Annotated in this window: 27 protein-coding genes; 22 read left to right on the top strand and 5 right to left on the bottom strand. The window is 72.3% G+C overall.

Annotated features, from left to right (window positions below):
• Positions 1–2: 2 nt before the first annotated feature.
• Positions 3–767, bottom strand: coding sequence for an ATP-binding cassette domain-containing protein (locus tag BMY61_RS09160; protein ID WP_042441875.1), 765 nt, complete (start codon positions 765–767; stop codon positions 3–5).
• Positions 768–1,084: 317 nt separating this feature from the next.
• Between BMY61_RS09160 and BMY61_RS09165 the strand changes: the two genes are divergently transcribed.
• From BMY61_RS09165 to BMY61_RS09180, 4 genes are all read left to right on the top strand, one after another.
• Entirely contained in the window at positions 1,085–1,813 is a 729-nt protein-coding gene (locus BMY61_RS09165; protein ID WP_042441874.1) for a response regulator transcription factor, read from the top strand.
• A gap of 21 nt (positions 1,814–1,834) precedes the next feature.
• Positions 1,835–3,238, top strand: coding sequence for a sensor histidine kinase (locus tag BMY61_RS09170; protein ID WP_042441873.1), 1,404 nt, complete (start codon positions 1,835–1,837; stop codon positions 3,236–3,238).
• Between the two features lie 101 nt (positions 3,239–3,339).
• Positions 3,340–4,329 (top strand): alpha/beta fold hydrolase, encoded by a 990-nt coding sequence (locus tag BMY61_RS09175; RefSeq protein ID WP_063773150.1) that lies wholly within the window; start codon positions 3,340–3,342, stop codon positions 4,327–4,329.
• Positions 4,330–4,388: 59 nt separating this feature from the next.
• On the top strand, positions 4,389–5,294 hold the full coding sequence (locus BMY61_RS09180; RefSeq protein ID WP_052438254.1) for a MerR family transcriptional regulator: 906 nt from the start codon (positions 4,389–4,391) through the stop codon (positions 5,292–5,294).
• A 24-nt stretch (positions 5,295–5,318) separates the two neighbouring features.
• Here the strand turns inward: BMY61_RS09180 and BMY61_RS09185 are convergent, their stop codons facing one another.
• Both BMY61_RS09185 and BMY61_RS09190 read right to left on the bottom strand, forming a co-directional pair.
• Positions 5,319–6,344: a TAXI family TRAP transporter solute-binding subunit gene (locus BMY61_RS09185; protein ID WP_063773149.1), complete on the bottom strand. Its 1,026-nt coding sequence runs from the start codon at positions 6,342–6,344 to the stop codon at positions 5,319–5,321.
• A gap of 88 nt (positions 6,345–6,432) precedes the next feature.
• Positions 6,433–7,224, bottom strand: a complete 792-nt coding sequence (locus BMY61_RS09190) for a ScbR family autoregulator-binding transcription factor (protein ID WP_063773148.1) — start codon at positions 7,222–7,224, stop codon at positions 6,433–6,435.
• Between the two features lie 185 nt (positions 7,225–7,409).
• Between BMY61_RS09190 and BMY61_RS09195 the strand changes: the two genes are divergently transcribed.
• Together BMY61_RS09195 and BMY61_RS09200 are read left to right on the top strand one after the other, a co-directional pair.
• On the top strand, positions 7,410–8,333 hold the full coding sequence (locus BMY61_RS09195; RefSeq protein ID WP_042441872.1) for a ScbA/BarX family gamma-butyrolactone biosynthesis protein: 924 nt from the start codon (positions 7,410–7,412) through the stop codon (positions 8,331–8,333).
• Positions 8,330–9,190 carry an NAD(P)H-binding protein gene (locus tag BMY61_RS09200; protein ID WP_042441871.1) on the top strand — a complete coding sequence of 287 codons (861 nt, stop codon included), beginning with the start codon at positions 8,330–8,332 and terminating at the stop codon, positions 9,188–9,190. The genes BMY61_RS09195 and BMY61_RS09200 overlap by 4 nt, the downstream gene beginning before the upstream one ends.
• Before the next feature lie 151 nt (positions 9,191–9,341).
• Here BMY61_RS09200 and BMY61_RS09205 read toward each other — a convergent pair whose 3' ends face one another.
• The gene (locus BMY61_RS09205; RefSeq protein WP_042441870.1) at positions 9,342–9,977 is read right to left on the bottom strand and encodes a ScbR family autoregulator-binding transcription factor; all 636 of its coding nucleotides are present in this window, start codon (positions 9,975–9,977) and stop codon (positions 9,342–9,344) included.
• 294 nt (positions 9,978–10,271) lie between these two features.
• Here BMY61_RS09205 and BMY61_RS09210 point away from each other — a divergent pair, with 294 nt between their 5' ends.
• From BMY61_RS09210 to BMY61_RS09280, 15 genes are all read left to right on the top strand, one after another.
• The gene (locus BMY61_RS09210; RefSeq protein ID WP_236655809.1) at positions 10,272–11,045 is read left to right on the top strand and encodes a response regulator transcription factor; all 774 of its coding nucleotides are present in this window, start codon (positions 10,272–10,274) and stop codon (positions 11,043–11,045) included.
• The gene (locus BMY61_RS46030; protein ID WP_052438253.1) at positions 11,042–11,914 is read left to right on the top strand and encodes a helix-turn-helix domain-containing protein; all 873 of its coding nucleotides are present in this window, start codon (positions 11,042–11,044) and stop codon (positions 11,912–11,914) included. Before BMY61_RS09210 ends, BMY61_RS46030 begins: the two co-directional genes overlap by 4 nt.
• A gap of 158 nt (positions 11,915–12,072) precedes the next feature.
• A complete protein-coding gene (locus BMY61_RS09220; protein WP_042441869.1) occupies positions 12,073–12,402 on the top strand; it encodes a TcmI family type II polyketide cyclase in 330 nt (109 codons plus the stop codon).
• Between the two features lie 27 nt (positions 12,403–12,429).
• Positions 12,430–13,686: a beta-ketoacyl-[acyl-carrier-protein] synthase family protein gene (locus BMY61_RS09225; RefSeq protein WP_042441868.1), complete on the top strand. Its 1,257-nt coding sequence runs from the start codon at positions 12,430–12,432 to the stop codon at positions 13,684–13,686.
• Complete coding sequence (locus BMY61_RS09230) at positions 13,683–14,963, top strand: ketosynthase chain-length factor (protein WP_082014654.1); 1,281 nt, start codon at positions 13,683–13,685, stop codon at positions 14,961–14,963. The genes BMY61_RS09225 and BMY61_RS09230 overlap by 4 nt, the downstream gene beginning before the upstream one ends.
• Before the next feature lie 58 nt (positions 14,964–15,021).
• Positions 15,022–16,719: an NAD(P)/FAD-dependent oxidoreductase gene (locus BMY61_RS09235; protein WP_042441867.1), complete on the top strand. Its 1,698-nt coding sequence runs from the start codon at positions 15,022–15,024 to the stop codon at positions 16,717–16,719.
• A 38-nt stretch (positions 16,720–16,757) separates the two neighbouring features.
• The gene (locus BMY61_RS09240; protein WP_082014653.1) at positions 16,758–17,399 is read left to right on the top strand and encodes a nitroreductase/quinone reductase family protein; all 642 of its coding nucleotides are present in this window, start codon (positions 16,758–16,760) and stop codon (positions 17,397–17,399) included.
• Positions 17,400–17,425: 26 nt separating this feature from the next.
• Positions 17,426–17,791 (top strand): antibiotic biosynthesis monooxygenase family protein, encoded by a 366-nt coding sequence (locus BMY61_RS09245; protein ID WP_042441866.1) that lies wholly within the window; start codon positions 17,426–17,428, stop codon positions 17,789–17,791.
• A 40-nt stretch (positions 17,792–17,831) separates the two neighbouring features.
• Positions 17,832–18,566, top strand: coding sequence for an SDR family oxidoreductase (locus tag BMY61_RS09250; RefSeq protein ID WP_042441865.1), 735 nt, complete (start codon positions 17,832–17,834; stop codon positions 18,564–18,566).
• 46 nt (positions 18,567–18,612) lie between these two features.
• Positions 18,613–19,428 carry a dienelactone hydrolase family protein gene (locus BMY61_RS09255; RefSeq protein ID WP_042441864.1) on the top strand — a complete coding sequence of 272 codons (816 nt, stop codon included), beginning with the start codon at positions 18,613–18,615 and terminating at the stop codon, positions 19,426–19,428.
• Between the two features lie 51 nt (positions 19,429–19,479).
• Entirely contained in the window at positions 19,480–21,132 is a 1,653-nt protein-coding gene (locus tag BMY61_RS09260) for a DHA2 family efflux MFS transporter permease subunit (RefSeq protein ID WP_042441863.1), read from the top strand.
• A 104-nt stretch (positions 21,133–21,236) separates the two neighbouring features.
• Entirely contained in the window at positions 21,237–22,739 is a 1,503-nt protein-coding gene (locus BMY61_RS09265; protein WP_042441862.1) for an FAD-binding oxidoreductase, read from the top strand.
• 57 nt (positions 22,740–22,796) lie between these two features.
• A complete protein-coding gene (locus BMY61_RS09270; protein WP_042441861.1) occupies positions 22,797–23,345 on the top strand; it encodes a flavin reductase family protein in 549 nt (182 codons plus the stop codon).
• A gap of 32 nt (positions 23,346–23,377) precedes the next feature.
• Entirely contained in the window at positions 23,378–23,785 is a 408-nt protein-coding gene (locus BMY61_RS09275; protein ID WP_042441860.1) for a nitroreductase/quinone reductase family protein, read from the top strand.
• Positions 23,782–25,077: a cation:proton antiporter gene (locus BMY61_RS09280; protein WP_082014652.1), complete on the top strand. Its 1,296-nt coding sequence runs from the start codon at positions 23,782–23,784 to the stop codon at positions 25,075–25,077. The genes BMY61_RS09275 and BMY61_RS09280 overlap by 4 nt, the downstream gene beginning before the upstream one ends.
• A gap of 21 nt (positions 25,078–25,098) precedes the next feature.
• Here the strand turns inward: BMY61_RS09280 and sigJ are convergent, their stop codons facing one another.
• The gene (gene sigJ, locus BMY61_RS09285; RefSeq protein ID WP_042441859.1) at positions 25,099–26,082 is read right to left on the bottom strand and encodes an RNA polymerase sigma factor SigJ; all 984 of its coding nucleotides are present in this window, start codon (positions 26,080–26,082) and stop codon (positions 25,099–25,101) included.
• Positions 26,083–26,279: 197 nt separating this feature from the next.
• Here sigJ and BMY61_RS09290 point away from each other — a divergent pair, with 197 nt between their 5' ends.
• Positions 26,280–26,903 carry a hemerythrin domain-containing protein gene (locus BMY61_RS09290; RefSeq protein ID WP_042441858.1) on the top strand — a complete coding sequence of 208 codons (624 nt, stop codon included), beginning with the start codon at positions 26,280–26,282 and terminating at the stop codon, positions 26,901–26,903.
• Positions 26,904–26,921: the final 18 nt, after the last annotated feature.

Here is a 26,921-nt window from a genome sequence, read left to right on the forward strand (position 1 = left end):
GCCTATCTCCTGCGGAGGCGGGAGACGAAGTCGCGGGCGCGGAAGGTGCGGGGGGCCGAGAAGAACTGCTCCGGGGGTGCCGATTCGACGATGCGGCCCCCGGACATGAACAGGACGCGGTCCGCCGCGGCGTGGGCGAACCCGGGGTCCTCGGTGACGATGAGCATGGTGCGGCCGTCGGCCGCCAGCTCGCGAGCGAGCTCGTGGAGGTCCGCCGCGGGTTCGTCGAGGACCAGCACCTTGGGGTCCAGGACCAGGGCGCGGGCCAGCGCGACCCTGCCGCGACCGGACGGGCCCAGCTGCCGGCCGCGCAGGGCCGCCTCCGACTCCGCGCCGACCTTCCGCAGCGCGCCCGCCGTGCGCTCCGCGGCCACCTCGGGCGCGGTGCCGCGGGCCTCGATCTGGCAGCGGGTCAGTTCGCCGAAGACGGTGCGGCCGAGGCCCAGCGCACCGGCCAGGGCGTGTTCGACGGTCTCCGGCGGCGGCACCAGGCCGACGTCTGCCCGCGCCCTGCGCCGCGCGCGCCCGCGCCCGCCGGTGGGGAGGGGTGCGCCGTCGAGCAGGATCTCCCCCGAGTCGATGCGCTCGGCGCCGTGGATGGCCCGGCACAGGGTGGTCTTGCCGGCGCCGGGCGGCCCGACCAGGGCGACCACCTCGCCGCGCGAGAGCTCCAGGTCCACCTCGTGCAGGGCCTGCACCAGCCCGTGCCGCTTGCTCACGCCCCTCAGCTGCAGCAGCCCGGCGGGCGGCGCGGCGGCGGAGGTCACGGCGGTCCCACTCCTCGGGGCGTTGCAGGGGCGTTGCGTCGGTGCGGAACTTCAGGCGGTTCGGTCGGGCAGACTCCAGGTCTTCCGGATGGAGGTGGAGGACGCCCGTTCCCGACTCTACGGGGCCGTTCGCGCGCGCATCACACTTCTGAGGGTGATTTGAGGATCATGTGTTCTCCGGGTGCCGATCCGCGCTCCGGATCATCGCAGCTCGGTAACGGAACCCGCCGGTCACGCGCCGCCACTTGACCTGAGCCGGTCCGATGAGGGTGGATGCCTGCTGGAGACCGACCCAACCCTGGCGGGAGGAGTGACCCGTGCGCCTGCTCCTGGTCGAGGACGACGAACACGTCGCCGCCGCCTTGATGGCCGTGCTGGGCAAGCACGGGTTCGAGGTGCGCCATGCCCGTTCGGGGAACGAGGCGCTGGACGCCCTCGTGCCCGACGGCCGTCCGCAGTTCCGGGTGGTGCTCCTCGATCTCGGGCTGCCCGACCGGGACGGGTTCGACGTGTGTGACCAGATCCGGCGCCGCTGCGGCATCCCGGTGATCATGGTCACCGCGCGGGCCGAGGTCCGCGACCGTATCCACGGGCTGAACATCGGCGCCGACGACTACATCGTCAAGCCCTACGACATGGGCGAGCTGCTGGCCCGGATCCACGCCGTGGCCCGTCGCGACGCCGCCGCCCGCCCGGTTCCGGCGCAGGCCCAGGCTGCGGGGGACGACGCGCAGGGGCTGCTCGACCGGGCCTTCGGGCTGGTGCTGGACCAGGCGTCGCGCCGCGCCACCGTGCACGGCGAGGACGTCGCGCTGACCCGCAAGGAGTACGAGCTGCTGGCGCTGCTCGCCCAGAGCCCCGGCGTGGTCTTCCGGCGCGAGCAGATCATCAGTGAGGTGTGGCGCAGCAGCTGGGACGGGACGGCCCGGTCGCTGGAGGTCCACGTCGCCTCGCTGCGCCGCAAGATCGGCCTGCCCGGCCTGATCGAGACGGTGCGGGGCATCGGCTACAAGCTGGCCGTGCCCGACCATCTGGTCCGCGACTGACACGACCGCCGGAACCCTCCCATGCGTACCCGCCTGCTCGGCATCCTGCTCGTGCTGCTCGCCTGTGTGCTGCTCGCGCTCGGCGTTCCGCTGGCCGCCAGCGAGGCCCAGACGGAGCAGCAGCGCGTCGTGGTCGACCGGATCGACGACACGGCGCGCTTCGCCGCGCTCGCACAGAACCCCTTCGGCCAGCCGGACTCGGCCGACGCCGGCGAGCAACAGCGCACCCTCGACGCCGAGCTCCGTCGCTACCACGACGTCTACGGCATCTCGGCCGGGATCTTCGACCTCTCCGGCAAGGAACTGCACGCCTACCCGTCGAGCTGGCAGAACGCGCTGAGCGGTGACTCCGCCGAGCCCTTCCGCGAGGCGCTGGACGGGCGCCGCAGCCACGACCCCGCCCAGGTCTGGCCGTGGGACGGCCCCTCGGCCCGGCTCGTGATCGCCTCCCCGGTCGTCTGGGACGGGGACGTGGTCGCGGTGGTGGTCACCGAGTCGCCGACGGACGGGCTGCGCGCCCGGGTGCTGAGCGCCTGGCTGTGGCTGATCGGCGGGGAGTCCCTTGCCGTGCTCTTCGCGGTCGGCGGCGCCGTCGTGCTGACCCGGTGGGTGCTGCGGCCGGTGCACGACCTGGACAAGGTCACCCACGACATCGCCACCGGACGCCTCGCCTCCCGGGTCGCCCCGGCCGGCGGACCGCCGGAGCTGCGCCGTCTGGCGCACGCCTTCAACGAGATGGCGGACCACGTCGAGCTGGTGCTCGACCAGCAGCGGGCGTTCGTCGCGGACGCCTCGCACCAGCTGCGCAATCCCCTGTCCGCGCTGATGCTGCGGGTCGAGGTGCTGGGCATGGAGCTGCCCGACGGCCACGACGAGGAGATGGCGGGCGTGCGCGAGGAGGGCCGCCGCCTCGCGCAGGTCCTCGACGACCTGCTGGGCCTCGCCCGCGCGGAGAACGCCCGCCCGGCGGCGCTGCCGACCGACGTGGGCCGGATCGTCGCCGACCGGGTCGAGGGCTGGAGCGCGTACGCGCGGGAGCGCGGTGTCTCCCTCGACCTCCGCGTGCCGCAGGGCGACCCGCTGACGGCGCTGGCCGATCCGGTGGGGCTGGGCAGCGCGCTGGACGCGGTGCTGGACAACGCGCTCAAGTTCACGCCCGAGGGCGGCGCGGTGCGGGTGGAGACGCAGGCGGAGGCCGCTGCGGTGGTGATCCGCGTGACGGACGGCGGTCCGGGCCTGGACGAGGACGAACTCGCCCGCATCGGCGACCGTTTCTGGCGCAGCCCGCGCCACCAGAACACCGACGGCTCGGGCCTCGGCCTGTCCATCGCCCGCGCCCTGCTCACCGCGAACGGCGGCGCGATCGACTTCGCGGCCCAACAGCCCAAGGGGTTGACGGTCACCGTGACGCTGCCGGTCGGATAACCGGAGCCTCGCGGCCCCGAGTGGTGCAACCCATTGACCGAGCCAGTGGGCACTGGGACATTGGCCGATGGGAGCGTCAGCCCGGCGCTGCGGGGAGGGCCATGATCGACGGGGCGCGCGAGCATCGGGTCGTCACCGACGACGGCGTGGAGCTGGCCGTGGTGGAGGCGGGTGATCCGCTGCGGCCGACACTCTGGTTCCTGCACGGGTATCCCGACTGCCGGGATGTCTGGGCGCCCGTCATGGACCGGCTGCGGGACCGCTACCACGTGGTCGCCTACGACGTCCGGGGCACCGGTCGCTCCACCGCGCCGCCGTCGGCCGACGGCCGGGACGGGTACACGCTGGAGCGCCTGGAGGAGGACTTCCTCACCGTGCTGGACGCGCTCGCGCCGTACGGGCCGGTGCATCTGGTCGGGCACGACTGGGGGTCGGTGCAGGGTTGGGAGTTCGCGACCTCGCCGCGGCTGCAGGGCGGGCTCGCGTCGTTCACCAGCATCAGCGGGCCCTGTCTCGACCACGTCGCGCTGTGGGCGCGCACGCGCCTGCGCCGGCGGACCTCGGCGGACCTGCGGGCCCTGCTCGACCAGGCGGTGCGGTCCTGGTACATCACGGCCTTCCGGCTGCCGCGGCTGCCGGAGGCGCTGTGGCGCGGACCGCTGGCGCACGGCGGGTGGGCGGCGCTGTGGCGGGCGCTGGAGCGGACCCGGGTGCCGGGGCATCCGGCGCCGACACTGGCCCGGGACGCGGTCGCGGGTCTCTGGCTCTACCGTGCCAACACCCGCCGTCGTGCCCGCGAGCCGCGCCCGGACCGGGTGGCGCGGGTGCCGGTGCAACTGGTGGTGCCGGAGCGGGACCCGTTCCTCGGGCCGCGCCTCTACGACGACCTCGACCGATGGACACCGGTCCTGCGTCGGCGCACCGTGGACGCGGGGCACTGGCTGCCGCTGACCCGCCCCGCACTGGTGGCCGACCTGATCGCCGAGTTCGTCGACGCCGTTCGCGTCGGTAGCATCCCGTCCGTGGGTCGCGATCATCTCGTGGACCCTTCCCCGGCCCTCGGCCGGGGGCACCCCCATCCGGCGCTCTGACGGCGCCTGACGGAGCGTCGCGGGCAACCAGGCAGGCGGCGGGAGCGGAGGAGGACGTCATGAGCGACGGCATGAACACGGTGCCGCGCCCGAGCCGGGAGTACCTGATCGACCACCTGGCCCAGGCGGCCGGGACCACCGTGCGCAACGTCCGCGCCTACCAGGACCGCGGCCTGCTGCCCCGCGCCGACCGACGCGGCCGGGCCAACGTCTACGACGACACCCACCTGGAGCGGCTGCGTCTGATCGCCGCCCTGCTGGACCGCGGACACACCCTGGCCGGCATCAAGGAGCTGCTCGACGCCTGGGAGGACGGTCGCAGCCTCGGCGGGGTGCTGGGGCTGGTGGCCGAGGTGACCGCGCCCTGGTCCGACGAGCGCCCCGAGTACCTGGACCGGGCCGACCTGACGGCCCGCTTCGGCGGCCTCCGGGACCCGCAGGCCATCGCCGCCGCCGTCGGCCTCGGCGTGCTCGAGCCCGTCCGGGACGGGGACGGCGCGGCGGTGGCGCAGCTGATTCCGCAGCCCAGAGCCGTCCCGGAGCTGGGAGCGCTCCCGGACGCGAGTGGCGGTTCAGGGGGCGACGAGGAGCCCTTGGCCGAGCGTTACCGGGTGCCGAGCCCGGCCCTGCTCGAGGCTGCCGCGCGGCTGCACGAGCTGGGTGTGCCGCTCGCGGCCAGCATCGCGCACCTGCAGGAGGTACGGCGCGACATGGAGCACCTCGCCCGCCGGTTCGTGCACTTCGCGGCCGTCGAGGTGTTCCCGCGCTACGTCGGCTCCGCGCCGCTCACCGACGCCGACGCGGCCCGCGCGGCCGAGGTGGTGCGCCACATGCGGCCGCTCGCGCAGTCCGTCGTCGACGCGGAGCTGGCCCGCGCCATGCGGCACGAGGCGACGCTGCTGCTGGAGGCCTCCGTCGCCTCCCTGCCGGGCCCCGTCCGCGACGCGGTCGCGGAGGAGCTGTGAGAGCCGCGGGACAAGCGGTGGGCGTCAGGGCTTGACCGAGACGTAGTAGCGGCGGGCGCCCTCCGCCAGCGGCAGCGGTTGCGTGTAGATCGCGGACCGGACGTCCACGAGCTGGGCGGCGTGCACGCGCTGGCCGATCGCGTCGCGGCTGCTCATCACGACCTCGGTCATCCGCTCCACCAGTGAGCTCGGCACGTCCGCGCGGGTGACCAGCAGGTTGGCCACCGCCAGCGTCGAGACGGACTCGTCCGGCTCACTGGCGGGGTAGGCCCAGCGCGGCACCGTGGACGCGCGGTAGATCTGGGTGTTCCGGGCGCCCGGGTCGACCTGCTGCGCCAGCTCGTCCATCTGCGTCGAGAGCGTGCCGAGCGGCACCAGCCGCACGTGGTCCTGCTTGGTGAGGGCGATGATGCCCTCGGTCGGCAGGCCACCGGACCAGAAGAAGGCGTCGATGCGGTGCGCCTTCAGCGCGGCCGGCGCGTCCGCGATCCCGTACGGCAGCTCCTGCAGGTCCCTCCCGGCCTGCAGATGGGAGATGGCCAGCACCCGGTGGGCGATCAGCTGCACGCCGCTGCCGGGCTGGCCGGTGCCCACGCGCAGGCCCTGGAGGTCCTTGACGGACTTCACGGGGGAGTCGGAGGGGACCACGAGCTGCACGTAGTCGTCGTAGAGCTGGCCGAGCGCGCGGAGCTGGTCCTTGCCCGGTCCGGAGAAGTGGGCGACCGCGTCGGCGGTGGCGATGCCGAAGTCGTCGCGTCCGTCGGCGACCCGGGCCAGGTTGTCCGGACCGCCGACGCTCGGGTCCAGCGCCAGCCGGACGCCCGGCAGCCCGTGGTCCACCGCGGCCTGCAGCAGCGTCCCGTAGAGCGCGTACACGCCCGAGGGCGCGCCGGTGGCCATCCGGAAGGTGCCGGTCGGGTAGTCCGGACCGCTGTCGGTGCCCAGCCAGCCGCCCAGTGCGGTCACCGCGACCAGCGCGAAGGCGAGGCCCAGCCGCACACGGCGCAGCCCGAGCAGGCGGCGCAGTCGGGGCGGCAGGGTCACAGGCATGCCGGGATCCTGTCAGCCCCGAAGGCCAGGGCCAAGGGGGTGACCGAGAATCGGACGGAGCGGCCGCGTCGTGGGGCGGGCGGACCGGTCAGCCGCGGGAGCGCTCCCGCGGGGCATCCGCCCGTGGGGCCTTGCCCCGGCCGCGACCGGCCCGGGCGGCTGTGGTCCCGGCCGTGGTCGGTGTCTTCCCGGACCCCGACCCGCCCGACTCGGACTGGGCCTCGACCTCGGCGGTCGCGCGCTCCGCCTCCTGGTGTGCCCGGACCAGCCGTTCGCCGCGGTCCGGTGCCATGTCCAGCCGCACCAGGATCGACGGGACCGCGATGCTGGGCAGCAGCAGCTGCTGCATGCCGGCGATGTACTCGGGCAGGTCCTGGTAGCCCGTCAGCAGGCCGGACATCATCTGCAGGCCGGCGAAGGCGCCCACGCACAGACCCGCCGTCCTCGGCACGTCGACCTGGGGCAGCAGCTCGCCCTGCTCCCGCGCGGCCTCCAGGACGCGCAGGATCGAGTCGTTCCAGTCGTGGAACGGCTGGGACCGCGCCGCGATGGGCGTGCGCTCGTCCAGGGTGAGCCGGACGCTCGCCCGCACCAGCGGTTCCGTGCGCAGCCGCTGGGCCAGCACCTGGGCCGTGTCGATGAACTCCTGGAGACGGATGGGCTGCGGCAGCACCGCGGACTCGTCGCTCTGTGCCTCCAGGACGGCGTTCGCCAGTTCCTCCTTGGAGGCGAAGTGGAAGTAGAGCGCCCCCTTGGTCACCTGGGCGACGCTCAGCACCTCGGCGATGGTGGCCGCCTGGTAGCCGTCCCGTTCGAAGACCGCCGCCGCCGCCTCGATGATCTTCCGTCGTGTGGCGACGGCCCGCTCCTGCTGGGCCAAGAATCCGTCCTTCCGCGCGTAACCGGTATCAGACCTATCAGTTTGTTCCTCGCCAGGTTACCTCTTTGTGTCGTCCCCGGGGAGCCTTGAAAAAAAACCACGTGCCTCGTATGTTTTCAGTCGCGCTAGCCAGTCCGGGGCATTCCATCCGAATCAGCACCATCCGACTGGAACGGGGAACCGCAATGAGTCCCAGCCTCACCGCCTCCGCCTCCTCCCTCGCGGAGCTCACACACCGGATCGAGCAGGTCGAGGTCCTGCCGACCGACTGGATCAGGCTCGGGGGCGATCGCTACCTGATCTCCGCCCGCTGGCTCCACCCCTTCTTCGTGCCCGTGCACGGCTACTCCTTCGACCCCTTACTCGTGGTCGAGAGCATGCGCCAGAGCAGCATCCTGGTCAGCCACGTCGGCTTCGGGGTGCCGACCGACCATCGGTTCGTGATGAACAGCATGTCCTTCGCCGCGGAGCAGGGCGCGCTGTCCGGCGCGGAGCGGGGCTGCACCGAGACGGGCGGCGACGCCGTGATCGAGGTGCACTGCACCGACGTGCTGCACCGCGGCCGCCAGCTGGCCGGGCTGCGCACCGAGGTCCAGGTGCGGTTCGGCGGACGGCTCGTGGCGACGGGGGCCGGGAACATCGGGTTCGTCCGCCCCTCCGTCTACGAGCGGCTGCGCGGACACTGTCCGCTCAGCACCGATGCCGCGGTGCGGACGGCGCCGCTCCCCACGCCGCTGGACCCCTGGCTGGTGGGCCGGGCGAGCGAGGAGGACGTGCTGCTCGCGCCGAGCGGCCAGCAGGACTGCTGGCAGCTGCGGTGCGACCCCACGCACCCCGTCCTCTTCCACCGCCCGAGCGACCACGTCCCCGGGATGATGTTGTTGGAGGCCGCCCGGCAGGCGGCCCACGCGGCCACCGTGTCCAGCAGACCGTTCGTGCCCCTGGGCGGCGGGCTGAAGTTCCACCGCTACGCCGAGCTCGACCAGCCTGTCTGGATCCAGGCGTACGCCGTGGACCTCGGTCGGGACGGCTGTTCCGTCGTCGTGCGCGGGCGGCAGAACGACACCCTGGTCTTCGAGGGCGTGCTCGCGGCCGGGGCCGACGCGTGATCCTGGTGACCGGTGCCACCGGCCGGGTGGGCCGCGAGGTGGTGCGTCTTCTCGCGGACCGCGGTCCGGTGCGGGCGCTCGTGCGCAGCCCCGAGCGCCTCGCGGCACTCGGTCCGTGCGGGGCCGGGGTGGAGGTGGCCGTCGGCCGCTACGAGCAACCGGAGACGATCGCCGCCGCGTTGCGCGGGATCCGCCGGGCGTTCCTGGTCACCACCGACCCCTTCCGCCCCGACGACGAGGTCTTTCTCGGCGAGGCGCGCAGGGCGGGGGTCGAGCACGTGGTCAAGCTCTCCGCACTGGCCGCCGCCGAGGAGGACGCCCAGGACCTGATCAGCCGTCGGCAACGCGCGGCGGAGCAGGCGCTGCGGACCTCGGGCCTCGGTTGGACGCTGCTGCGTCCCCGCGCCTTCATGTCCAACTCCCTGGCCTGGGCGGACGACATCCGCTCCACGGGCGTCGTGAGCGCGCTGCACGGTGACGCCCCCGCTGCCGTGATCGACCCGCGGGACGTGGCCGAGGCGGCCGTCCACGCGCTGACGCAGGCCCGGTGCGTGGACACCGCGCTCGCACTGACCGGCCCCGAGGCCCTCTCCGCCCGGGAGCGGACCGCCCGGCTCGCCGGGCTGCTCGGCCGGCCGCTCGGCTTCCGCGAGCTCACCGTCGAGGAGGCGCGGGCGGGCCTGGTCCTGCGCTACCCGCCGCAGGTGGTGGACGCCCTGCTGGAGAGCGCGGTTCGGCTCCTGGACGGCCGCAAGGCTGCCGTCGAGCCGGACTTCACCGCGACGACCGGCCTGCTGCCGCGCTGCTTCGACGTCTGGGCCGCCGACCACCTGTCGGCCTTCGCGGCGGTGGCGTGAGGCCGCTGCGCCCCCACGGCCCGCCGGTCCGCGCCCCTGTTCCGCCCCACCCCTTCCGCCGCACCCCTTCCGCCGCGCACCCGCTCCGACCGTGACCCGGCCGGAGCGGGTGCGCGGCGTTGCGGGCCGCCGCCGCGAGCCCGGCACCGGGTCACTGGACCGGTGCCGGCCCGCTCGCCGACGCCAGCAGCGTCGCCGCCTGCGGGGTGGCGATCCGGGGCAGGACGAGGCGCCAGAAGGAGCCGAGCCTGCTCGGCTCCAGCCAGCACAGACTCTCCTGGCTGAGCATCACCAGGCCGTGGAGCAAGGCTGTGAGCACGGTCTCCAGCTCGTCGAGGGCGGCCTCGTCGGTGAGCTCGCCCTCCTGCCGCGCCCGACGGAGCAGCGAGGCCACCAGCTCCTGCCAGGCCTGGCGCAGGCGCCCACCGCTGCGGTGGCGTTCGAAGCCGAGCCGGACGCCGGCGCGGACGACCGGGTTCACGCTCAGGGTGTCCATCACCCGGTGGGAGACCTGGATCAGTTCTCCGAGCGCGCCGCCGGGCGTCCCGTGGGCCGCGGCACGGGCGGTCGCCACGCAGCGGCGCAGGTCGTCCTCCGCGTACTCCTCCACCGTCGCGGCCAGGGTGGCCTTGCTGTCGAAGTGGAAGTGCAGGGCCCCCGTGCTGACGCCACAGCGCAGGCTGATGTCGTTGAGCGTGGTCTCGGCGTACCCGCGACGCTCGAACTCCTCCGCGGCAGCTCGGATCAAGGCGGTACGGGTCCGCGCCGCACGCTCCTGCTTGGTCACTGTGGCCTCCTGACGCCAGGCAGCGGCGTGTGATGGGTGGTGCGTACAACTGAGTTGTCCGCATCAGCAAATAATAGACCGTACGCGCTGTTTTAGGGACCGGTGTGCCGGTGTTCGGACCTCGTTCGACCCTGGTGGTGGGCGTGCTCGGAGTGGTCGAGGCCTGATCTGGTGGGCCCCGTAGCGTCCTGAGAGGTTCTGAGGTTTGACAAACGGACCGCGCGGTTTGTAAATTTTCAGCCAGACACCCGCGCCGGCGTGGACCGGAAGCGAGCGAGATTTGGGGGATTGATCGTGAGTCTTCCTCTACGAAATCAACAGGACCAGGCGTTCGGGGCGTGGCGGGTCCTCGTCGTCGAGAACGACGAGGTGGAGGCCCAGTTGCTGGCGCTCCGGCTCAGACGCCACGGACACGAGGTGGAGAGCGTCGCGACCGGCGACGCCGCGTTACGCCGCTGGGACCAGGCCGATCTGGTGCTGCTGGACCTGGAACTGCCCGACCTCGACGGGCTCGAGGTCTGTCGGGGCATCCGCGAGACCAGCATGCTGCCGGTCATCGCGGTCACCTCGCGCGACTCCGAGCTCGACTGCGTCCTGGCGCTGCAGGTCGGCGCCGACGACTACATGGTCAAGCCCTACGGCTTCCGGGAGCTGATGGCCCGGATCGAGGCGGTGATGCGGCGCTCCGGCCCCCGTCGGGTGTTGCCGGTGACGATCGCCTACGGGGAGCTGCGCATCGACGCGGGCACCCGCGAGGTCTTCCTGGCGGGGCAGCGGATCGAGCTGACCCGCAAGGAGTTCGACCTGCTGCGGCTGCTCGCGGCCAACCCCGGCGTGGTGCTGGAGCGCGAGCGCCTGTTGGAGGAGGTCTGGGGCCAGACCTGGTCGCGCCGGACCCTCGACACCCACGTCAGCAGTCTGCGGGCCAAGCTCGGCGCGAGCGACTGGGTGATCACCGTGCGCGGCGTCGGCTTCCGGCTCGGCCCGGCCGAGCGTGGCGCCGCGCGCGACGGCCGCAGTGACGACGAGCGCGACGGTGACCGCGACGACGATCGGAGGTCGGCATGACGCCGGCGGCGTACGGGGAGGAGGGGCTGCCGCGCTGCGTCGGCCACGACTGCTCCGAGGGGGAGCGGGCGCAGGAGGGCGCGGCACGGGAGGGCGCGACCTCGGCGGAACCCGTCGGCCGGACGGTCCTGCCGGACCTCCGGCTCTGTCACCGCTGTCTGCGCCGCTTCCGCGTGCGTCTGACCGAACTCCCGCAGCTCCACCGGAGTCTGGAGGACCTGCTCGGCGGTGGGCCGCAACGGGGTCTGCGCGAGCGGGTCTCGGGCGCCGCCCGGGCTCCCGGGCTGTTCTTCAACGAGCGTGCGGCCGAGGCGCGTTCCGGGATCCTGACGACACTGGGCAGCTGGGCCGGCCTGGTCGCCGCCGAACGCGGCGTCGGCGTTCCGGAGCGCAGCGTCGAGGCGCTGTCCCGGTTCCTGCTGCGGCATCTGCTCTGGCTCGCCGCACACCCCGCGGTGGCGGACGCGACGGGCGAGACGGCCCGCCTGGTCGGTGCGGCCCGTGCCGTCACCTATGCCGAGCCGGTGCGCCGGACCTTCGTGGGCGACTGCGAAGTACAGGACTGCAGCGGCCGGTTGAGCGTCTCCGTGGGCGGTGGCCGGGCGGTGTCGGAGGCCGGCGTGCGATGTGACGCCGATCCGGCGCACCGCTGGACCGTCGAGCAGTGGTCCCAGCGGGAGGGCGCCGCCCGGGCGCCCGAGCGCTGGCTGGGCGCCAAGGACGTCTCGCTGCTGTGGGGCGCCTCCATGGGCACCGTCTACCGGCTGGCGAGTGAGCAGTCCTGGCGCCGGGTGAGCCGCGGCGGTCGCACCTTCTACGCGGAGAGCGACGTGCGTCGCTGGTTCACCCGCCGCACGTCAATTCTCTGACAGTCGGCTGCGCAGGATTGACCCAGCTCTGAAATCAAGGGCGTTGAGCCCCGGACCCGGACCGAAGAACATATTCATCAGGGTCCGGTGCTCTGTCCGCACGAGCATCGGGCCCTTCTTCACGGGCACATTCCCCGCCGTCAACGAAAGGGAATCCAATGTTCAGCACCCTGATCGTGGCCCGCATGCAACCCGGGTTCAGCGACGATGTCGCCGGGCTTTTCGGTGAGTTCGACGGGACCGAGATGCCGGAGCTCATGGGGACGCGCGGGCGGCAGCTCTTCAGCTACCGCGGCCTCTACTTCCACCTGCAGGACTTCGACGCCGACCACGGTGGTGCGGTGATCGAGGAGGCGAAGACGCACCCGCTCTTCGTGAACATCAGCGAATCCCTGAAGCCGTTCATCGGCGCCTACGACCCGGCGACCTGGCGGTCCCCCGCGGACGCGATGGCGACGCGTTTCTACCACTGGCAGAAGAAGAGCTGACGAGCCGACCGGAAGGGAGTGCGCTACATGTCACGCCGTGTAGTGATCACCGGAATAGGCGTTGTCGCCCCCGGTGGAATCGGCGCCAAGGAATTCTGGAACCTGCTCAGCCAGGGGCGTACGGCGACCCGTGCCGTCACTTTCTTCGACGCCTCGCCGTTCCGTTCCCGGGTGGCCGCCGAGGTGGACTTCGACCCGCTGGCGCACGGGCTCGGCCCGCAGGAGATCCGCCGGATGGACCGGGCCGCGCAGTTCGCCGTGGTGGCGACCGGCGAGGCGCTGGCCGACAGCGGGATCGGCGCGGACGGCATCGACCCGTACCGCACCGGCGTCAGCGTCGGCAGCGCGGTCGGTGCCACGATGAGCCTGGACCGGGAGTACCGGGTCGTCAGCGACGGCGGCCGGCTGGACCTGGTCGACCACCGCTACGCGGTGCCGCATCTCTACGACGCCTTCGTGCCCAGCTCGTTCGCCCGCGAGGTCGCCTGGGCGGCCGGGGCCGAGGGCCCGGCCGCGGTGATCTCCACCGGCTGCACCTCGGGCCTGGACTCCGTCGGCTACGCCGTCGAGCTGATCCGCGAGGGCGGCGTGGACGTCATGGTCGCCGGCGCGACCGACGCGCCCATCTCGCCCATCACGGTGGCCTGCTTCGACGCGATCAAGGCCACCACCCCGCGCAACGACGACCCCGAGCACGCCTCCCGCCCCTTCGACCGCAGCCGCAACGGCTTCGTGCTGGGGGAGGGGTCGGCGATCCTGGTGCTCGAGGAGTACGAGCACGCCAAGCGCCGCGGGGCTCACCTCTACGCCGAGATCGCCGGGTTCGCCTCCCGCTGCAACGCCTTCCACATGACGGGCCTGCGGCCGGACGGTGCGGAGATGGCCGAGGCCATCAAGGTCGCCCTGACCGAGGCCAGGATGAACCCGGAGGAGATCCACTACATCAACGCGCACGGTTCGGGCACCAAGCAGAACGACCGCCACGAGACCGCCGCGTTCAAGCGCAGCCTGGGGGAGCACGCCTACCGGACCCCGGTCAGCTCGATCAAGTCCATGATCGGGCACTCGCTGGGGGCCATCGGCTCCCTGGAGATCGCCGCCTCGGCGCTGGCGATCGAGCACAACCTGGTCCCGCCCACGGCCAACCTGCACGAGCCGGACCCGGAGTGCGACCTCGACTACGTGCCGCTGACCGCCCGCGAGCAGACCACCGACGCGGTGCTCTCCGTCGGGAGCGGGTTCGGCGGCTTCCAGAGCGCGATGGTGCTGCGGAGGGTGGCATGAGCCCGACCGACACGAGGACCGAGGCGGAGCAGGCGGTGGCCACGGAGCAGGGGGGCCGCGCCGCGACCCGGCCGGCGCCGCCGGTGGTGACCGGCCTCGGCGTGGTCGCGCCCAACGGCCTGGGCACCGAGGCGTACTGGGCGGCCACCCTGCGCGGTGAGAGCGGGATCGGCCCGGTCTCCCGGTTCGACGCCAGCGGCTACCCGCTGCGGCTGGCCGGCGAGGTGCCGGGCTTCGCGGCGGAGGAGCTGCTGCCCGGGCGGCTGCTGCCGCAGACGGACCACATGACCCGCCTGGCACTGGTCGCCGCCGACTGGGCGCTGGCCGACGCCGACGTCCGGCCGCAGGAGTGGCCCTCGCTCTCCCTGGGCGTGATCACGGCCAGCTCGGCGGGCGGCTACGAGTTCGGCGAGAACGAACTGCGGGCGCTGTGGAGTCGGGGCGCGCAGTACGTCAGCGCCTACCAGTCCTTCGCCTGGTTCTACGCGGTGAACACCGGTCAGATCTCCATCCGCAACGGGATGCGCGGACCGAGTGGTGTCGTCGTCGCGGACCAGGCGGGCGGGCTCGACGCGGTGGCGCAGGCGCGCCGGCAGATCCGCAAGGACACGATGCTGGTGCTGACCGGTGGCGTGGACGGCTCGGTCTGCTCCTGGGGCTGGGCCGCCCGCCTCGCCGGTGGCCAGGTGAGCACCTGCGCGGATCCCGCGCTGGCCTACCGGCCCTTCCACGCCGAGGCGGCCGGGCACGTGCCCGGCGAAGGCGGCGCGCTGCTGGTCCTGGAGGACGCCGGTTCGGCCCGTGAGCGCGGTGCCCGCGTCTACGGAGAGATCGCGGGCTACGGCGCCACCTTCGACCCCGCTCCCGGCAGCGGCCGGGTCGGCGGGCCGGAGCGGGCGATCCGGGCCGCGCTGGCCGACGCCGGTGTCGCAGCCGAGGAGGTCGACGTCGTCTTCGCCGACGCGGCGGGGCTCCCGGAGAGCGACCGGGTCGAGGCCGAGGCGATCGGAGCCGTCTTCGGGCGGCACGGCGTGCCGGTGACGGCACCCAAGACGATGACCGGACGACTGCTCTCCGGTGCCGCCCCGCTGGACCTGGCGGCGGCCCTGCTGTCGATCCGGGACGGTGTGATCCCGCCGACCGTGAACACCACCGCGGCCGCCGAGCTCGGCCTGGACCTGGTGGCGGGCGGGCCGCGGGTTGCTCCCGTCAAGACCGCGCTGGTGCTGGCCCGCGGCGAGGGCGGCTTCAACTCCGCCATGGTCGTCCGCCGCTGAGCGCGGCGCCGACACCCCCGCACGCAGCAACCAGACCTACCGAAGAGAGGTTCCGCTCATGCCCAGCAAGGTGATGGCGGCGCAGCCGGCCGTGCCGGCCGGCGCCAAGCCGACCGAATGCGACGTGCTCATCATCGGGTCCGGCCTGGCCGGATCGGTGAGCGGCGCGATCCTCGCCCGTCAGGGCGCCTCCGTCGTGCTGATCGACGCGGCGCAGCACCCCCGGTTCGCCATCGGCGAGTCGATGACCCCGCAGCTGGTGGAGTGGCTGCACATCCTGAAGTCGCGCTTCGACGTCCCCGAGATCGGCCACCTGATCGACACCAGGTCCGTGGCGGAGCACATCGGTCCGCAGCACGGCAAGAAGCAGAGCTTCGGGTTCATCAAGCACGAGGCCGGTCAGGAGCCGGACCCGGAGCAGGCGAACATCTTCGTCATACCCAAGGCGCTGACCGAGGCGAGCCACCTGTTCCGGCAGGACACCGACGCCTACTACTTCAACGTCGCCGCGAAGTACGGCTGCACCACCCGGCAGAACTGGCGGGTGCAGGACCTGGACTTCGACGACGACGGCGTCACCGTCACCGGGGCGAACGGCGAGCAGTTCCGCGCCAAGTACCTCATCGACGCGAGCGGCTTCCGCTCGCTGCTGGCGGAGAAGATGAACCTGCGCGAGCAGCCGGCGCGGTTCAAGCACCACGCGCGCTCGATGTTCACCCACTACATCGGGGTCAAGCCCTTCGACGAGGTCTCCCACCACCCGCAGAGCCTGCGCCCGCCGGCGCCCTGGCACGGCGGCACGCTGCACCACCTGATCGAGCGCGGCTGGTTCTGGATCATCCCCTTCGACAACCTGAAGGGTTCGCGCAACCCGCTGTGCAGCGTCGGCCTGACCATCGACGAGCGGACCTACCCCAAGCCCAAGGACCTGACCGGGGAGCAGGAGTTCCGTCAGTTCCTGGACCGCTATCCGGCGGTCAAGCGCCAGTTCGTCGGGGCCAAGCGGGTGCGCGAGTGGGTCTCCACCGACCGCCTGCAGTACTCCTCCTCGCACTCCATCGGCTACCGCTGGTGCCTGATGTCGCACGCGGCCGGCTTCCTGGACCCGCTCTACTCGCGCGGCCTGTCCAACACCTTCGAGGTCGTCTTCGCGCTGGTCACCCGCATCCTGGACTCGCTCAAGGACGACGACTGGTCGGTCGAGCGCTTCCAGTACGTCGACCAGCTGGAGCGCGGCCTGCTGCAGTACAACGACGACCTGGTCAACGCCTCCTACATCTCCTTCTCCCACTACCGGCTGTGGAACGCGGTCTTCCGGGTGTGGGGCGGCTACCTCACCCCCGGCGTGATGCGGCTGCACCGGGCCCGTGTGCAGTACGAGCTGGACGGCAACGAGCAGCACCTGCGGGACCTGGAGAAGGCGCCGTACCCGGGCCTGTGGTGGCCCACCGACGAGTTCAGGCAGCTGCTGGAGCTCACCTCGGACGCCTGCCTGCGCTACGAGGCCGGCGAGATCGACGGCGACAAGGCCGCGGACCTGGTCTTCGAGGCGCTGAACAACTGCGAGGGGCTGAACCCGGTCTTCGGCTGGAAGGACGACGAGGACACCCGCTTCGTCTACCCCTCGACGCAGATGGTGGCCAAGTTCATGTACTGGTCCCTGCGCAAGGCCCCGAACGGCGAGATGCGCGACCTGGCCCACTCGCTCGTGGGCAGCGCGGTGCGCTCCGCCCTCCGCGGCCGCAAGCCCCTGTGACCCCTCCCGGCCCGCGTACCGAAAGGCGACCTCCCGTCATGTCCGAAACGACGATGCCCAAGACCGGCGGCCCGGAGACGGCACCGCAGGCGGCCGCGGACCAGAGCGCCACGCTGTCGTCCTGGTCCACCACCCGGCCGCAGATGGAGAACACCTCGGCCCTCACCCAGGCGTTCACCCGCTTCAACGTGTACCTGTACTCGAAGCCGCCGTCCCCGGCGATCAAGAAGATCAACCGCTCCTTCCTGCACCTCAACATCTTCCTGTACCGGGCGTCCAAGGGCCGGATCCTCGGCCGCTTCGGTCGCCTCGACGCGATGCTGCTGACCACGAAGGGGGCCAAGTCCGGCCTGGAGCGGGTCACCCCGGTCGGCTACATCTACGACCGCGGCCGCTACATCGTCTGCGCGGCCCCGGGCCACTTCGACGTGCCCGGCGGACCGCAGGCCAAGCACCCGGCCTGGTACCACAACCTCCGCGCCAACCCGGGCGCCCACGCCCACATCGGCCCGGAGCAGCTGGCGGTGACCGCCGAGATCCTCAAGGGCGAGGAGCGCGACCGGATGTGGACGCGCTTCACCGAGGTCTTCCCCTTCATCGCCGAGTTCCAGAAGCGCGCCAGCCACCGGATCCCGGTGATCGCGCTGACCCCCGACGACCGCGACCCCCAAGAGCTCTGACCGCTCCCGAGATCCAGGAGACCCGCATGAAGATCGACCACCTCGACCCGGCCGTCCCGCTGATGGCCCAGTTCGGCACCGAGACCGGCCCGATCGTCCTGGTCAACACCTTCGTGGTGCCCGCCGACCTGTACGAGGAGTTCCTCACCATCTGGAAGGAGGACGCGGCCTACATGAAGTCCGCCCCCGGCTGCATCTCCACCCAGCTGCACAAGGGCACCGCCGGCAGCAGCCTGCTGGTCAACGTCGCCGTCTGGGAGTCCACCGCGGCGCTGTTCGCGGCCTTCAGCAAGCCCGAGTTCCAGCAGTCCGCCGCGAAGTACCCCGAGGGCATCGTCGCCTACCCGCACATCTACGAGCGCATCGCCGTCGAGGGCATCTGCGTCGCCTGACGCCCCTTCCACCGAAGAGATCGAAGGAGCAGGGGAAGCCATGAAGCAGGGCAAGGTCGCGCTGGTCACCGGCGCGTCCCAGGGGATCGGCCGGGCCGTCGCAGCCCGGCTCGGCGCGGACGGCCACAGCGTCGTGGTCAACTACCGCGCCGACGCGGCCGCCGCCGCCGAGGCGGTGGCGGCGGTGGAGGCGGCCGGCGGCCGCGCCGTCGCCGTGCAGGCCGACGTCACCGAGCCGAAGGAGGTCGTCCGGCTCTTCGACGCGGCGACCGAGCACTTCGGCGGCGTGGACGTGCTGGTCAACAACGTCGGCGGGATCCGCTTCGCGCCGCTGGCGCAGGCGTCCGACGAGGACTTCGACTGGCACTTCGACCTCAACACCCGTTCCACCTTCACCGCCCTGCGCGAGGCCGCCCGGCGCATCGGCGACGGGGGACGGATCGTCGTCATCTCCAGCGGCATGACGCTGACCCACCGGGCCACCGCCGGGCTCTACATCGCCAGCAAGGCGGCGATCGAGGCGCTGGCCGGTGTGCTGGCCCAGGAGCTCGGGCCGCGCGGGATCACCGTCAACAGCGTCCGGGCCGGGCTGACCCTGCAGACCGGATCCGAGCGCGACCTGACGGACGAGATCGCCGCCCAGGTGATCGCGCGCACCCCGCTGCGGAGGCTCGGCCTGCCGGACGACATCGCGGAGGTCGTCGGCTTCCTCGTCTCCGAGCAGGGCCGGTGGGTCACCGGCCAGTCGATCTCCGCCGGTGGCGGCGGGTTCTGACGCGCCGCCCCACAAGGACGACCGCACCCCAGGAAGGGCCACAGCCATGTCGCACAGCCACCCCGGCTCCGCGCCGACCGCCGGTCTCGACGGCTGGGAGCGTGCCCCGTTCACCGCGGCCGGGATCACCCACGAGGTCCTGCGCAAGGGGAGCGGCCCGGGTGTGGTCCTGCTGCCCGAGCTGCCCGGCATCACCCCCGAGGTGCTCGGCCTCGCGCAGCACCTGGTCGACGCCGGCTTCGCCGTGGCGGTCCCCTCCCTGTTCGGGACGCCGGGCCGGCGTGCCACGGCGGGCGCGATGCTCACCGTGACGCCGAAGGTCTGCGTGGCGAAGGAGTTCCGCGCCCTCGCGACCGACGCCGAACGGCCGGTGGCCGCGTACGTCCGGGCCCTGGCCCGGGACCTCGCGGGACGGACCGAGGGGCCGGGCGTCGGGGTCGTCGGGATGTGCTTCACCGGCGGCTTCGCCCTGGCGGCGGCGGTCGAGAAGAGCGTCCTCGCCCCGGTGCTGAGCCAGCCCTCCGTGCCGCTGCCGCTCGGATCGGCCCGTCGGGGCGATCCGGGCGTGTCCGAACGGGAGCTGGCCGAGGTACGGCGGCGTGCCCGGGAGGACGGACTGTGCCTGCTGGGCCTGCGGTTCAGCCGGGACGGGCTCAGCCCGGCGGAGCGCTTCACCGGGCTGAGGCGCGCGTTCGGCGACGCCTTCGAGGTCATCGAGCTCGACTCGGGCCCGGGCAACCCGGCCGGCCTCCCGGCGAGCGCCCACGAGGTGCTCACCGTCCAGGTGCGCGAGCAGGAGGACCATCCGGCCCAGCAGGCCCGGGCCCGGGTCGTCGCCTTCCTGCGCGAGCGGCTGGGCTGACGTCGTCGGCGCGCGGAGCCGACACCCCATCACCATCACGAAGGAGGAACTGTGTTCCGCAAACTGCACGGCAACCCGTGGGCGATCCTGGTCGTCCTCAGCCTCGGGTTCTTCATGACCCTGGTCGACCTGACGATCGTCAACATCGCCATCCCGAAGCTCACCGACGACCTGCACGCCTCGCTCGACGAGGTGCTGTGGGTGGTCAACGCCTACACGTTGGCGCTGGCCACGCTGATCATCACCGCCGGTCGCCTGGGTGATCTACGCGGCAAGTCGCGGATCTTCATCAGCGGTGTGGCCCTGTTCACCCTCGCCAGTCTGGCCTGCGGCCTGTCCGCCAACGCTGGGGAGCTGATCGCGTTCCGCGCGGTGCAGGGTCTCGGCGCGGCGATGCTGATCCCGCAGACGCTGTCGATCATCGCCGACGTCTTCCCGGCGGAGAAGCGCGGCGCGGCGCTCGGCATCTGGGGCGCGGTCGCCGGTGTCTCCGGCGCGGTCGGCCCGACCCTGGGCGGCCTGCTGGTCAGCCACTTCTCCTGGCGCTGGGTCTTCTTCGTCAACATCCCGATCGGCGCCGTGGTGCTGCTGTTCGCGATCCCGGTGATGCCGAAGGCCACCCGCAGGATCGCGCACAAGCTGGACATCCCCGGGGTGGTGCTGATCTCGGCCACCCTGTTCTGCCTGGCCTTCGCCCTGACCGAGGGGGAGCGCTACAACTGGAACGGCTGGATCGTGGCGCTGATCGTCGCCGCCGCGGTGCTGCTGGTCGCCTTCCTCGCCTACGAGCGCAGCCGCCAGCACGACGAGCCGCTGCTGCCCTTCTCGCTCTTCCGCGACCGCAACTTCTCCGTGGTCAACGTGGTCGGCGTGGCCGTCTCCTTCGGTGTGCTCGGCCTGCTCCTGCCCACCACCATCTACCTGCAGTCGGTGCTCGGCTTCAGCCCGCTGAAGACCGGCCTGACGCTGGTGCCGCTGGCCATCGGCTCCATGATCACCGCAGGTCCGGCCGGCATCCTCGCCGAGAAGTTCGGTGGCCGGTTCATCCTCTTCGTCGGCCTGGCGGCCTTCGGCGGCGGCATCACCTGGATCCTCGCCGAGGCGAGCACCACCAGCTCCTGGACCGCGTTCATCGGCCCGCTGGCCCTGTGCGGCCTCGGCGCGGGCTGCACCTTCGCGCCCATGGGCTCGGAGATCATGCGCAACGTGCCACCGCGACTGACCGGTGCCGCGTCCGGTGCCAACAACGCGCTGCGGCAGATCGGTTCGGTGGTGGCGGGGGCGATCCTCGCCGCCGTCCTGCAGAGCCAGCTGCTCTCCCAGCTGCGCACCCACGCGCAGACCAGCGCCGCCCAGCTGCCCGCGGCCTACCGGGGCGGCTTCGTGGACACCTTCGCCCGCGCCGGTGCGAAGAGCCTGGAGGTCGGCACCAGCGGCAACCAGGGCGGCTGGAGCACCTCCGGCCTGCCGGCCGACGTGGCCGCCACCTTCCACCGGCTGGCGGGCGAGGTCTACCAGGGCGCCTTCGTGGACGCGCTGCGGCCGACCATGCTGATCCCCGCCGTGGTGATGTTCGTCGGCGCCCTCTCCTGCCTGCTGCTGAAGGGCGGCCCCGTCCCCGGCGGCGGCGGTCACGGCATCCCGGCCCCCGCGGCCGAGGGCGCCGAGCGGTCGGACGCCGAGCCCACCGCGGCGCACAGCTGACCCGCTGACACCTTCCGCACCCACCCCCACCCGCGGCCCGGGGTCCCCACGCCCCGGGCCGCCCCATGCGACGAACCCCACGAACCCGACGGACAGGAACGACGATGATCAGCCGAAGAACCCTTCTCGGTGCGGGTGCCGCCACCCTCGGCCTCACGACGCTCGGGGTCACCCGGGCCCCGGCGCTGACCTCGACGCAGTGGAGCAGCCTCGCCTCCCGACTGACCGGGACCCTCGTCCTGCCGACCGACAGCACCTACGCCACGGCCAAGCAGATCGAACTGATGCAGTTCGACTCGATCAACCCCCAGGCGATCGCCTACTGCGCCACCCCCGCCGACGTGTCGCTCTGCCTCGGCTTCGCCCAGCAGAACGGCGTGTCCATATCCGTCCGCAGCGGCGGCCACAGCCTGGGCGGCTACTCGCTCGGCAGGGGCCTGGTGGTCGACGTCTCGCGGATGAACTCCGTATCCATATCCGGTGGTTCCGTGCAGGTCGGCGCCGGCGCGGAGAACGTCGACGTGCTGGACGCGCTCGCCCCCTCCGGCCTGGCCCTGGTCGGCGGGGCCTGTCCGACCGTCGGTGCCGGCGGCTTCGTCCAGGGCGGTGGCCTCGGCTTCCTCAGCCGCAGCTACGGCATGGCCTGCGACCAGCTGACGGCGGTCCAGCTGGTGACCGCCTCCGGCCGGCAGCTGACCGCGTCCGCGACCCAGAACACGGACCTGTTCTGGGCCCTGCGCGGCGGTGGCGGCGGCAACTTCGGCGTGGTCACCGGGTACACCTTCGCGCCGGCTCAGCTGAGCATGGTCTCGATCAACAACCTGGTCTTCGATCCCGCGAACACCGTCGACATGCTGGACGGTTTCCAGAACTGGCTGGTCGACGCACCCTGGACGATCGGCGGGGCGGCCGTGGTGGCCCTGAACGACGCCGCTGCGGGCAACCCGGTGAGCCCCACCGTCCTGCTGGTGTCCACCGGCACCGCCACCGAACTGGCCGCCGAGGTCACCCGGCTGCTGACGTACACCGGCGCGGCCGTCGCGCAGAACCCGGCGACCATGCCCTACCAGGCGCTGATGACGAACATCTACGGCTGCGCCTCGCTGACCGAGCTCCAGTGCCACCTGGTCACCGCGCCGAGCGGACAGCTGCCGCGTACCGCCTACGCCCGCGAGCGCAGTCGGCTCTTCAGCGGCCCGGTCTCGCGTGACATGTGGTCCGCCGCGCTCTCGGTCTTCGACAAGGACCGGATGACGGGGCAGACCCACGAGCTCCAGGTGATCTCGATGGGTGGCGCGGTCGGCGACCTGGCCCGGACCGACACCGCCTTCGTGCACCGCGACTCGCTGTTCACCACGGTCTTCTCCGGTGTCGTGCAGGGGAGCAGCGCGAGCACGACGGCCGCCGGCACCGCGCAGGCCTGGGTCGACGCCGGCTTCAACGCGATCGACCCGTACTCCAACGGCGAGACCTACCAGAACTTCATCGACCCGGAGCTGAGCGGCTGGCGCAGCGCCTACTACGCGGAGAACTACTCGCGGCTGGCGTCGATCAAGCAGTCCTACGACCCCAACGGGGTGTTCCGGTTCGCCCAGAGCATCCTCTGACCGCCTCGAGGACGCTCCGAGAAGAAGCTCCGAGAAGGAGCTTCGAGAAGAGGGGACATGACCGTCTCGGACATCCAGCAACCCGACCTCTCGCCCGCCGTCGACGGCCGGACGCTGCGCAGCGTGTGCGGGCTCTTCGTCACCGGCGTCACCGTGATCACCAGCGGGGCGGGCGACACCGCCACCGGGACCACGGTGAACTCGTTCACCTCCGTCTCGCTGGACCCGCCGTTGGTGCTCTTCTGCCTGCACCGCGACTCGCGGCTGCGTTCCGTGGTGGAGCAGTCGCAGGCCTTCGCCGTCAACTTCCTCTCCAGCCGGCAGGAGCAGCTGGCGCTGTCCTTCGCCGGCGCGCAGACGGCGGACTTCGGCGGGGTCCGGCACCAGGGCTCGGCCACCGGCGTGCCGGTGCTGAGCGAGGCGCTGGCCTACCTCTCCTGCCGTCTGGTCAACGAGTTCGACGGCGGGGACCACGCGATCTACCTGGGCGAGGTGGTGGAGCTCGGCCTGCCGCAGCGCCACCACGACCCGCTGATCTTCTTCCGCGGTTCGCTGGGCGCGCTGGAGGACCAGACGCCGCCGCACCACCCCATCTTCGACGGCTGAGCGCGTCGAGAGCTCACCGAGAGGGAGTACCGATGACGACCAACCAGAGGCGGGCGGCCCGCTTCAACAAGGCGTTCGGCAACCGCCTTGCCGGGCCACTGCTCTCCCGTATGCCCGGCTTCGGCGCCGTGCTGCACAAGGGCCGCAGGTCCGGACGCGTCTACCGGACGCCGGTGAAGATCTTTCGGACCGCGGGCGGCTTCACCATGTCGCTGCCGTACGGGCCGAAATCCGACTGGGTACGTAACGTCCAGGCGGCCGGCGGCTGCCAACTGGTAAGCCTGGGACGGCGGTTCGATCTGGTGGAGCCGCGGGTGTACCACGACAGGGAACAGCGGGTGATTCCCCGGCCGCTGCGCCCGCTGCTCGCCCGGTTCAAGGCGTTCGACTTCATCGAGCTGCGGCTCGCCCCGGCGGGCGCCGGGCGGGCTGAGCGATGAGCGCGCCGTTGGCGCCGGAGACCGTCGCCATCGCGGACGTCGCGGTGGTGCTGCTGGTGGCCCTGCTCGTGGGCCGGTTCACCCGTCGGCTGCACCAGCCGCCGGTTGTCGCCGAGATCCTCACCGGCATCCTGCTCGGGCCGAGCCTGCTGGGCCTCTTACCGGGGCACCTGCCGGCCCACCTCTTTCCCGACCAGTCCCGTTCACTGCTGAACGGGATCGCCCAGGTCGGCCTGGTGGTCTTCATGTTCCTGGCCGGCTGGGAGCTGGACCTGCGCAGCTTGCGCGGACGGGGCCGCTGGCTCGGCGCGACCGCCGGGCTGACCATGGCGGTGCCCTTCGCCGTCGGCGCCGGCGCGGGTGCCCTGCTGGTCGGCGGCTTCGGGCCGAAGGGGGTGAGCCACGGAGACTTCGTGCTCTACCTGGCCACGGCCTTCTCGATCACCGCCTTCCCGGTGCTGGCCCGGGTGCTGCGCGACAACGGTCTCTCCCGCAGCCGGGTCGGTAATCTCGCCATGGCCTGCGCCGCCGTCGGGGACGTGCTGGCCTGGTGCCTGCTGGTGCTGGTGGTGGCGCTGGTCTCGGCCAAGGGACAGTCCCAGTTCTGGACCGTGCTGGCGGAGACCGCCGGCTACGGGCTGGTCCTGGTGGTCGTGGTGCGTCCGCTGCTGTCCCGGCTGGTCGACCGGGCGGGAGCGCGCGGAGGCTACGGGACGCTGTTCACGGCGACCGCGGCCGGGCTGATGCTCTCCGCCTACGCCACCGGGTGGATCGGCATCCACACCATCTTCGGCGCCTTCGCCTTCGGCCTGGTGATGCCGCGGCGTCCGGCGACCGAGCTGCACGAGCAACTGGGCGTCCCGATGGAGCGCCTGGCCGCGCTGCTGCTGCCGGTCTACTTCGTGGTGACCGGGCTTTCGGTGGACGTCAGCGCGCTCGGCGGACGGGGCCTGGTGGCGCTGCTGGTCGTCCTGGCGGCCGCGGTGAGCGGCAAGGCCGTCGGCGCGGTGGTCCCGGTGCGGCTGTCCGGACTGGGCTGGCGCGAGTCGTTGGCCTTCGGGGCACTGATGAACACCCGCGGCCTGACCGAGCTCGTCGTGCTCGGTATCGGGCGCCAACTCGGCCTGATCACGGGCGAGATGTTCACCATCATGGTGCTCATGGCGCTGCTCACGACGGCCATGGCCGGCCCGCTGCTGCGGGCGCTGAGGATGGTCCCGGCCGCCGTGCCGGGCCGGGCCGAGGCGGAGACGGTCACCGACCGCCAGCCGCGCCCGGCCGCGGTGAAGTAGGCCCTGGACAGGGCCGGGCGCTCACTCGTCCGGATCCGAGTTGAGCGAGCCGAGCTTGTCGGGGTTGGTCACCGCGTAGATGCCCTGGACCCGGTCGCTGGTCGGCTCCAGGTCCACCACCAGGACCGCGTAGGGCGCCTCCGCGGAGAAGATCACCGCCGAGGGGTCGCCGTTGACCGGTCGGTAGCGGATGTCGAGGTCGTGCGGTGCCCGGTTCGCGTAGCCCGCGAGCAGGCGCATCACCTTCTCCCGGCCCGCCACCGGGCGCAGCCCGGCGGTGCGCACCTTGCCGCCGCCGTCCGTCCACATGGTGACGTCCGGCGCCAGGATCTCCAGCAGGGAGCTCAGGTCGCCGCCGAGCGCGGCGGCGATGAAGCGCTCGGTCACCTCCGCCTGCACCCGCGGGTCGGTCTGGTAGCGCGGCCGGCGGGCGTGCACGTGCCCGCGGGCCCGGTGGGCCAGCTGGCGCACCGCCGAGGGGCTCCGCTTGAGGATGTCCGCGATCTCGGTGTGCGCGTAGCCGAACACCTCGTTCAGCACGAAGACCGCGCGCTCCAGCGGGGTCAGCGTCTCCAGCACCACCAGCATGGCCAGCGAGACCGACTCGGCGCGCAGCGCCCGCTCGGCGGTGTCCGAGACCGGGCCGGCCGCCATCTCCTCGGTGATCAGCGGCTCGGGCAGCCAGGGGCCGACGTAGGTCTCCCGGCGCCGGGTGATGCTGGCGCGCCGGGCCAGCGCGTGGTTGACCGCGATCCGCACCAGGTAGGCCCGGGGGTTCTGCACCTCCTCGTGGCCCGCCTCGTCGGAGCGCTGCAGCCGGCTGGTCCAGGAGAGCCACGTCTCCTGCAGCACGTCCTCGGTGTCGGCCACGCTGGCCAGGAGGTTGTAGACGATCGAGAACAGCAGCTCCCGGTGGCTGACGAAGACCCGCGTCGCGCCGTCGAGGCGCTCCGCCTCGTCCGCCGCCCGGGCCTCACCCGGCTCGTCGAATGACCCGTCGAACATCCGCGTTCCTCCTGTCCCGCAACCCTTCGCAGCTGAGATGCCCGCAGGGGCGCGAGTGTGACATCCGCCCGCGGATTGTGTTTCGGGTCACACTCGCCCGCCGTCACGTCACGCCTGCGGGCCCCCGAACCCTCTGATGAACGGACCCGCCCGGACCCACCGGACGCGTCCCCTCCCGGATCGAGAAAGGCACGACCATGGTTGCCACCAAGGAAAAGATCAACTTCGCCGTCATGTACGCGACCCACGACGCGTTCCGGCGCGACCTGGGCCGCCTCGAGCGCGCCGTCACCGCGGGCCGGGCCGCCACCCCCGAGGTGCGCGCCGGCTGGGAGAACTTCAAGCGCCAGCTGCACGTCCACCACACCGTCGAGGACGCCGAGCTGTGGCCGCGGGTGCAGCGCGCGGTGGCCGGGCGGCCGGCCGATCTCGCCCTGATGGGCGAGATGGAGGCCGAGCACGCCAAGCTCGACCCGCTGCTCGTGGCGGTCGACAAGGCGATGGCCGTCAACGCGCCCGACCTGCCCTCCCTGGTCGGCGAGCTGTCCCAGGTGCTGCGCGACCACATGAAGCACGAGGAGGAGAGCGCCCTGCCGCTGATCCAGGAGGTGCTGACCCTCAAGGACTGGGGGGCGTTCCGCGGCGGCATGGCCAAGGCCCAGGGCCCGAAGGGCGCCGCCGTCTACATCCCCTGGATCATGGACGGCGTCAACAACCAGGGCCGCGAGGAGTTCCTCGCCGAGATGCCCGCCCCGGTCAAGGTCATCAACAAGCTCTTCTGGGAGTCCCGCTACCAGAAGCGCAAGCTCTTCGGCGCCTGAGCCGTCCTGAACCGTCCT

This window comes from Streptacidiphilus jiangxiensis (genome assembly GCF_900109465.1).
Taxonomy (GTDB): domain Bacteria; phylum Actinomycetota; class Actinomycetes; order Streptomycetales; family Streptomycetaceae; genus Streptacidiphilus; species Streptacidiphilus jiangxiensis.

Bases quoted from the DNA above. Each gene is read 5' to 3' on its own strand.
- BMY61_RS09170 (WP_042441873.1), top strand. From the start codon at position 1,835: ATGCGTACCCGCCTGCTCGGCATCCTGCTCGTGCTGCTCGCCTGTGTG.
- BMY61_RS09175 (WP_063773150.1), top strand. From the start codon at position 3,340: ATGATCGACGGGGCGCGCGAGCATCGGGTCGTCACCGACGACGGCGTG.
- BMY61_RS09180 (WP_052438254.1), top strand. From the start codon at position 4,389: ATGAGCGACGGCATGAACACGGTGCCGCGCCCGAGCCGGGAGTACCTG.
- BMY61_RS09185 (WP_063773149.1), bottom strand. From the start codon at position 6,344: ATGCCTGTGACCCTGCCGCCCCGACTGCGCCGCCTGCTCGGGCTGCGC.
- BMY61_RS09195 (WP_042441872.1), top strand. From the start codon at position 7,410: ATGAGTCCCAGCCTCACCGCCTCCGCCTCCTCCCTCGCGGAGCTCACA.
- BMY61_RS46030 (WP_052438253.1), top strand. From the start codon at position 11,042: ATGACGCCGGCGGCGTACGGGGAGGAGGGGCTGCCGCGCTGCGTCGGC.
- BMY61_RS09220 (WP_042441869.1), top strand. From the start codon at position 12,073: ATGTTCAGCACCCTGATCGTGGCCCGCATGCAACCCGGGTTCAGCGAC.
- BMY61_RS09225 (WP_042441868.1), top strand. From the start codon at position 12,430: ATGTCACGCCGTGTAGTGATCACCGGAATAGGCGTTGTCGCCCCCGGT.
- BMY61_RS09230 (WP_082014654.1), top strand. From the start codon at position 13,683: ATGAGCCCGACCGACACGAGGACCGAGGCGGAGCAGGCGGTGGCCACG.
- BMY61_RS09235 (WP_042441867.1), top strand. From the start codon at position 15,022: ATGCCCAGCAAGGTGATGGCGGCGCAGCCGGCCGTGCCGGCCGGCGCC.
- BMY61_RS09240 (WP_082014653.1), top strand. From the start codon at position 16,758: ATGTCCGAAACGACGATGCCCAAGACCGGCGGCCCGGAGACGGCACCG.
- BMY61_RS09245 (WP_042441866.1), top strand. From the start codon at position 17,426: ATGAAGATCGACCACCTCGACCCGGCCGTCCCGCTGATGGCCCAGTTC.
- BMY61_RS09250 (WP_042441865.1), top strand. From the start codon at position 17,832: ATGAAGCAGGGCAAGGTCGCGCTGGTCACCGGCGCGTCCCAGGGGATC.
- BMY61_RS09255 (WP_042441864.1), top strand. From the start codon at position 18,613: ATGTCGCACAGCCACCCCGGCTCCGCGCCGACCGCCGGTCTCGACGGC.
- BMY61_RS09265 (WP_042441862.1), top strand. From the start codon at position 21,237: ATGATCAGCCGAAGAACCCTTCTCGGTGCGGGTGCCGCCACCCTCGGC.
- BMY61_RS09270 (WP_042441861.1), top strand. From the start codon at position 22,797: ATGACCGTCTCGGACATCCAGCAACCCGACCTCTCGCCCGCCGTCGAC.
- BMY61_RS09275 (WP_042441860.1), top strand. From the start codon at position 23,378: ATGACGACCAACCAGAGGCGGGCGGCCCGCTTCAACAAGGCGTTCGGC.
- BMY61_RS09280 (WP_082014652.1), top strand. From the start codon at position 23,782: ATGAGCGCGCCGTTGGCGCCGGAGACCGTCGCCATCGCGGACGTCGCG.
- sigJ (WP_042441859.1), bottom strand. From the start codon at position 26,082: ATGTTCGACGGGTCATTCGACGAGCCGGGTGAGGCCCGGGCGGCGGAC.
- BMY61_RS09290 (WP_042441858.1), top strand. From the start codon at position 26,280: ATGGTTGCCACCAAGGAAAAGATCAACTTCGCCGTCATGTACGCGACC.